Below are 7,572 nucleotides of genomic sequence, written 5' to 3'. Positions count from 1 at the left end.
AGGTGCTGGAAAACTTGCCGTTGCTCCGTCCTGCCACATCCAACTGCCCTCAGAGGCTAGTATATTAGGAATAAAAACTATCTGGTTGGTAACCGTTGAATACCTTGTACCAGTAGTGAACTCCGCATCGCTTGCACCAGTCCAGGCATACTGAACTGTTTCGTTGCTTTCATTCACCGGGAAAAGTCCAATCGCGGCAGCATCAGAAAGTAAATTGGTTACGATAGAATTTTCATAATCAGAATTTATATTGACCAAGCTGGCGTTTTGTTCGAAAGCAACCTGTTGTGCTTCTTGCCAAGTTAACCGGTTTGTAATTACCGTGTACCGTAAATCAATTAAATTAAGTGACCCACCACTGGAAGCAACAAGTGGATAGCGTACTCGACCAGTTATGTACCCTCTTCGTTCGGCACTCACTATTCGCTTTTTTAAAATTTCTAAACCCTTTTCAGTCGGTACTTCCAATTGCATACCGGCAATTTTTACTTCAAAGGCGTTTGGTGTTTGAGGATTTGCGGAAGGATTTATCTGGAGGGCATTTTCAGAAATGGCAACATCATCCCCCATCTTCACTCCCCATATAGCGACTCCTTGAGTGGTCTTAAGAAACTTTCGGTTTCCATAGGTGTAAACTTCAACGGCTTCCCCGTCCGATAGATTGGCAAATCTCTTAATCATTCCCATTGGGCGCTTGGGATCTTTGCAAATATGAAGCGCTTTTATATCGGTGTAAGAAGAAACCCAACTTTCCAAGTGTTGGCTAATCGGTTCAGGCAGGACGGCAAGCCAATTTTCATCCACCGCAAGCTCGAGTGCTTTTCGGGGATCGTTTTGAATAATACTTCTGAATACTGGCGCCCTGTCCTTCGCGAATTTTTCTCCTCTTTTGATCAATTCCCATTTAATTCTTGGATCATGTTCACAGTTCGTTTTTTCAAAGCATTGAAATGCTTCAAATGTTTGGAGCCAGTTATCAAATGCAACAATGGCAGTATGCTTGGATAAATCTTGGTACTTTTCAGTCTCACACCATTCCGCATCTTTGGATACAATCGGAAGGTTTAGTTCTGGTTTACTGACTTTTTTTTCTAGCGTATTGTGTTCTTTTCTTTCGACTGATTTTTGAGAAACAACCTCTTTGTTTTCATTGGAATTACCACTTAGAAGACTCTCACTTTTTTCAAAAAGGGCGAACACTAGAAACCCTAAACAAGCCCAAGGGAGAAAAAATTTGAACAAACGAGCCCCAAGCCTATGTTTTGGGCTTTTGGAATAACTGCTTGGGGCGGGCTTAGGCATATTGTAAGTTACATTATAAACAAATTATTATCAAGCTTACCGATTAAGGCCAGATACAGATGTAGTGGATGTCATATAATAGGGTAATCTTTTCCATTTAATAGATTATATGTAATAGTTGCGTATATTCTTATGGTTTCTCTTATTCTTTCTTTACCAAATTCAAATTACTGGAAGGGCTAGACAGATCATTAAAACCAAATGCTGGGCGATTACTGACATTCCTTGAAAAGAATTATAATTACTTAGGAGCTGCAATTTGAGCTCCCCCTTTTGGAGTTCTGCGAATTGTTCCCGTAGGAGTCATAATAACGGGATCTTTAAAAATAGATTGCGGGCTGATATTTTGAATCACTTCACGAACCGGCGAACCACCACGGGATACGATACTGGCACTTACGAAAATTAATAAATTTCTTTTGGAATAACTCTCCGCAGAAGACTGAAATAGTCTTCCGATCAAAGGAATATTTCCAAGAACGGGAATTTTATCGTTCACCGTCTTAACTTCTTCGCGAGTAAGTCCACCGATAATTACAGTGGCACCATCAAAGATGGTTACAGATGTATTCACCTTACGGACCGAGAAAATTGGCATTAATATACCGGAGGGTTGTATGATCATTGGGGGAGTACCGGCTGCAGAAGTTCCGATCATTGCGGACGAACCACCGTACTCAATAAAACCGTCGAATTCGGTGACCTTCGGGCTTAACTCAAGGGCAATGGAATTATATTTCTCAATCCTCGGAGTAACATCCATCACGACTCCCACTTCCCTGAAACCGGGCTGCTCATCATCGGGTGCAACGGTATCAAATTGAGGAACTGCACTCTGTATTTGAATTGCCTGAGCCAAAGCACCAGCACCTCCTTGCTGCGCTCCTCCTCCCCCTCCTCCTCCGCCCGGCAACGGAGCGGGTTCGTAACCTGTTGGGTAAATAAATTCCTGAGCAATGGTGATTTGTGCAGGCTGTCCGTCCATTACCGTAATTCTTGGTGCACTGAGTAAGTCAGTTCCCTGTTTACGCTGCAGGGCACTTATCAGTAGTTTTGCCTGGCTTCCTCCCAAAATCATACTGCCCCCGCTTCCCCCCATGGTTAAGCTTTGACTACTTGCTTGCATGAGTGGTGATACTCCCTGACCTATCCCAATTTTACCCGGCAAATTAGGGGTTGGGTTGGGGATATTTAAACTCGCATCGCGATTGTCAGGAATACTAATTATGGTATCTCGAGAAGTTCCGCTGGCAGAGTGAGCTGTTGCCAATGTACGAGTATTTCCAGTAAAACTTTTCCCAAAACTAATCACCGGTTGTCCATTTGAGTCAACCACTGGGTTTAACGTAGTGGGGTCTAGGACAAAGCTGGGGTCATCCCAACTGTATTGCCAATCGAAACTAATTTCATCCAGTGCACCTTCCTGAACTTCCAAAAATTTTGTTTCGATCTCTACCTGACGGCTCGAATCAGCATCCAGTCTTTCCAAAATTCGTTCAATGAGGTCCAATAAGCGACGTTCATGAGTAACGATCATTTGAAAGCCATCAAAGACAAACTTTTGCCCTTTTGTATCATCAAATGGAATACCCGCTCCTTCTAAAAAAGCTTTTATCTTGGCTCCTGTGTCATCCGCTCCTCCTCCGCCGCCTCCGGGTGCAGGTGCGAAAGGATCCGCTCCTCCTCCCCCCATTCCGGCACCGGCACCTCCGGTCATTCGCTGAATCGTTCCCTGCGTAACTTCATAAAATTCCGTTTCGAGAGAGCGACCGGTAAAAGTACCGCCCGATTTCGATACCACAATCGCATCATTTCGTATGTCATAGGTCCAACTTACCATTTCTGCTATAAATTGAATCATTTTGCCAAGCGCCATAGGATTGAGGGTGATAGTAACATTAGGAAATGGCTCATCCCCATTGGCTAGTGGAATGATATTTACTCCTTTTTTGGCTGGATCCGGCTCGGTAAGATCAAAGGTTTTTGCTTGTCTTTGAAGTTCCTGCATCACTTCTGGTAGAGGGGATTCAAAAAATTGCACACCGGGAACTTGAATAATTTTTAATTTGTTCTCTAAATTGCTCGGACCCTCTTTTACTTTCTCGACTTCTTCAATTTGTCGGTCAAATACCTTCGGCCTTTCCCATTCACGTTCAATTTCTTCAAGCATTTCTGCACGAGTCTTTAAATATCCAAGATAACTTTCCTCGGCTCGCATTCTGGCAATGCGTTTAAGCATTTCCTTCGCTTCATAATTATCAGAAAATTGAGTTTCAATGGTTCGATATGTTTCGGTCGCTCCAGTAAGATCACCATTAATAAATTGTACTTTCGCACGCATCAATAATTCATTTAGCGCCTCCCTAGTATCCTTCCAATCCGCCGTAAACTCAGTAATATCTCTACGATAGGGGTTTGCCTTGTCTGCCGCAATTCGATCTTCCATGCGTTTTGCTTTTTCCAATTCGTTATCAAGTGCCTTCTCCCCTTCCGTCTGTTTTAGACCGGGTCTACCAAATGACATTGGATCTCCCTGTATATCGCGATCCTGGTAAAAACCGGTTCGAAATGCGTCTAAATACTGATTCGCTAAGTCCCAGTCTTTGTTGGATCGTGCATCTTCCGCTTTGTCTAAATTGATACGATTTTTTAACAACGCTGCATCCAATATTAATGGCCAAGTACGCGTATTGGGCTCGAGGAAAAGCTTTATCTTAAGAAGGGATTTGTCCGCCTCTTCGTATTCTTTCTTTCGAATCATGCCCTTTGCTTTTGCCAAAAGTTCTTCAGCCAGTACTGCCTGTTCCTCCATTTTTTCTTTGGCTTTATCCATTTCGGCCTCGAAGTCTGTTTGTTGCTCTATTCCCAAAGTTTCAGACTCTGCCTTTCTGCGAGACTCCTCCACATCTTGATAGTCAACCACAAGCTCCTGCACCCGTCCTACCTTACCCTTGAGCATCGCCTCCCCCATGCGGTACCATGTGATTTGTTGTTTCGTTTTATAAATATCACTAATTAGTGCAATGCTTGAAACATTCGATGGCAATATCCCCAGGGCTTCATCAAGCTGATCTAGGGCTAAGTCATATTGGCCATCAGCACCGTCTTTGCGGGCTTTTTCTAACAATCTCTCGGCTCGACGCATCGATGTGCCCATTTTTGCCTTCTCGGACTCCATTAGCCTTTCAAAGTCTGGCTTTGCGTCATCTTCGGGAAGGCCCGCCTTCGCACGAATCTCGGATAAATCTTTTTTGGCCTTTTCTAATTCTTCGACTAATTTGCCTACTAGTGTTGCATCGGTTGAACCCTCTTTCTTAAGAACCAATTCTCTCTGTCTTTTTCTACCCTGTAATTCGACATCAATATTTTCTCGATAGCGAGAAAGGAATTGACTGGCTAATGAATATTTTTTATCCGCCATCGCTTCCTGTGCCAATTGGTAATATAGTTTCGTTTCTGCCTTTCGGATTTGATTGAGATAAAAACTATTTTCTTCGTTTTCGGTTATTTTCTCTAACACAACTCGAGCCATTTTCTGAGCCTCTTCCACTTTTCCCGCGCCAGCTAACTCACGGATATTTTGAAGTACTCGAACTAAATTCGTTTCCGTTCCAATGTTAAATATTGGTTCCGAAACCACATTGGTTTCTATTTCGGGAGAAGTGGATTGTTGTGGTAAATTATTGAGCTGCGAATTTTTATCACTTATTTGGGCATGCAAGGAAGGGAAAGACAGGCATACACATGTCATTGTGATTAAACGAAAGTATAAGTTTAAATGCATGAAAATTAGGGGCAATAGAATAAAAATTCTTAACACACCATTCCATACATTGATGGAGTTGGGTCAATAAATAAAAATGGTAATTGTAAACGAAATTAAATTTTAGAAATTAAGGGTTTTGACAGTAATTTTATCTGTCCCTGAAATCCTTTTTTCAATTTCGATATTTTTATTTTCCTTATCGATGCGAAGCAATTTATAACTCCTGTTCCCAAAATTAAATACTTTTTCAATTTCATTGGCGTCTAGCTCGATCGAGCTCGGTACTTCACCCGCGATATCGAACTTTAAATTGATTTTATAATCACCTGTGTCCACTTTCTCCATCAAGCTATTAATCTCAAATGGTTTTCCTCCTTTTTTAAAATCACGAACCAAAGCACGGCCCACCATTTTAGCACCACCTGTTTTAGGGTCTTTTACCTGTTGAACGGTAAAATATTCTACCTGTACCAGTTTTTCTTCATCGTCCGGACTTGTCTTAATTAAGGATGGCATACCCGGGCGGTAATTTTCATTTTCTTTGTAAGGAATATTCAATTCCAAACGATTTTTGACATATTTATCTGAGTTTGCGGAGACTTTAGTTTGAAAGTCCTCGAAATAAGGAGTCTTTCCTATCCAGCTCGCTAATTTTAATCGATAATGATTTTTTTCAAAGGAAACAACGGTCAAGCCAAACTCTTCTTCTTTTGCTTCTTCAGTGGGAGCTTCTGGTAGTGTTGTAGTTAATTCACCGTTTACCAAATAAATAATGGGCGGGGTAAACAGATCGTAAATGGAAGAGTTTCCTTCAGTCGCACTACTTGTCCAGCGACTCTTTTCTGTCCGGTTTGAATCGTTTAAGAATTGGGACTTGGTTTGATAGACAGAAATTTTTGAATCTCTTTCATCTATTGTATCGATCTCTTTATCCAAAACCAGCTTTTGTTCACCACGAATAAACTTAATATCTTTAAAACTAATATTTTTTACCCCTTTTTCGGTATCTAAAGCGATCGGGTTTCTCGATTTGTCCCACCCAGCTGTTAAAATCGTACTACTCGGGTTTAATAATCTTCCTTTGTAAATTTCTTGAGATTTCATCTGAATGGTAACCCGGCTTTTTTTCGAAAATATTACTTTTTTTACACTGAATTTTTCGATTTCACCCGACCCGATATTATGAATTTCAATACTGTCTCCGGGTACCAGTTGAGTCTCTTTTAACAGGACTAATACATCTTCTCCGCCAACCGAGTCGATAGAAAAGGAATGAGCGACTGAAGGTTTATTTTTCTTTTCTGAATCACTGGGCTCCAAAAAGGAGATAATACCGACAATCCCAAAAGTCAGTAGTACCAGTACAATGGCGATTTTGTCGTAATGTGAATTAACGAATTTCACGATTTAAAAAGATTTTATCTAATCTCGAACCTATTTTTGAATTTCCTGATAATTCTAAGAACTTCTGTAGTGGTTCTTCATTTAGTTGTACTGTCTTTAAAGACCTAACCAAGAAAGATTCAAAGTCCCGTTCAATTTCATAAACATACTCAATTAAAAATGTAAATGTTGATTCTACATTCTGAACAATCGGGAGCGGTGTGGCGGAATTGCTCGTTTCTGAAGGAAACGGACTTGGCGCAGATTGAGGAGTGAAGGAGTTACCTAATTCAACCGATCGACTAACAATTAAGTCTTTTACAAGAAAGGGAGGCCTTAACTGATTAATAAAACTTCGTGCATGGGATGTGTGACCTTTAAACTCTATCACAAATGCAAAAGATTTTATTCCACCAGTAAAGCGAACCAATTTATCGGTAAAATTCGGGCTCGTTAATTGATCGCCAGCAATATGCTGGCTGTCTTCTTCACCCACTGGCTCACGAGATACCGTGAGGAGATTAATTCTATGCTCCCCATTGGAGGATTCAGTTAAATATTCGATTAAGGTGGAAATAATCTTACTTTGAATGCCGAGTAATTTTGCCTCGTTTTTTGAAAAACTTGGCCAAAATCCGTCATAGGAAGACAGCCCAAATCCGTATTTCTTTTCTTCGGCCTGGTTGGCCACACCAAACGGATTGCTTCCAGTTGATTCATTTTGATTACAATCAATATTATTTTTTTTACACATACTGCGTAATCGGGAATAAAGCCTTGTCAAATCTGCGTTGATTGACTCCGGACTTTTATTTTTCCAGTTGGTAAAAATATTATCACTTGGGTTTAGAATGTTATTCCAAAAACGATGCTGATCTTTTTCTAGAGTCGATAAAGTTAACAAATCATCTGTCGCTAAGCTTGCATCTTCAGAAAGTCCTTCGTATAGCAAAAGTTCTTCGTTTAGACTACCCGCCTTTTGTTCTTCACCTTTTATAGACGAAATAATTTCTTCAAGATTTTCTCCTGAATTACAGGATATAAATTGTAGTGAAGTAAACAAAACCAAAAACAAAAACAGCAAGGAAAAGAAAAACTTATTGTGTTTTAAAAAATTCATG

General features: G+C 40.7%; 4 protein-coding genes. All 4 read right to left on the bottom strand.

Features of this window, described 5'->3' with window-relative positions; genetic code table 11:
* Positions 1-1,200, bottom strand: a 1,200-nt coding sequence (locus ACKPQ5_RS09420; protein ID WP_407678851.1) for a C-type lectin-like domain-containing protein, incomplete at its 3' end; no start/stop codon positions are given.
* A 343-nt stretch (positions 1,201-1,543) separates the two neighbouring features.
* Complete coding sequence (locus ACKPQ5_RS09415; RefSeq protein ID WP_407678850.1) at positions 1,544-5,053, bottom strand: type II secretion system protein GspD; 3,510 nt, start codon at positions 5,051-5,053, stop codon at positions 1,544-1,546.
* Between the two features lie 135 nt (positions 5,054-5,188).
* Positions 5,189-6,472 carry a hypothetical protein gene (locus tag ACKPQ5_RS09410; protein ID WP_407678849.1) on the bottom strand — a complete coding sequence of 428 codons (1,284 nt, stop codon included), beginning with the start codon at positions 6,470-6,472 and terminating at the stop codon, positions 5,189-5,191.
* Positions 6,459-7,571 (bottom strand): hypothetical protein, encoded by a 1,113-nt coding sequence (locus tag ACKPQ5_RS09405; protein WP_407678848.1) that lies wholly within the window; start codon positions 7,569-7,571, stop codon positions 6,459-6,461. Before ACKPQ5_RS09405 ends, ACKPQ5_RS09410 begins: the two co-directional genes overlap by 14 nt.
* Position 7,572: the final 1 nt, after the last annotated feature.

This window comes from Candidatus Seribacter sulfatis (assembly GCF_964187635.1).
GTDB classification, from domain to species: Bacteria; Verrucomicrobiota; Verrucomicrobiia; order Opitutales; family Seribacteraceae; genus Seribacter; species Seribacter sulfatis.
Note: the sequence above shows the minus strand (reverse complement) of the source record. Positions and strands in the feature narration are given on the sequence as shown.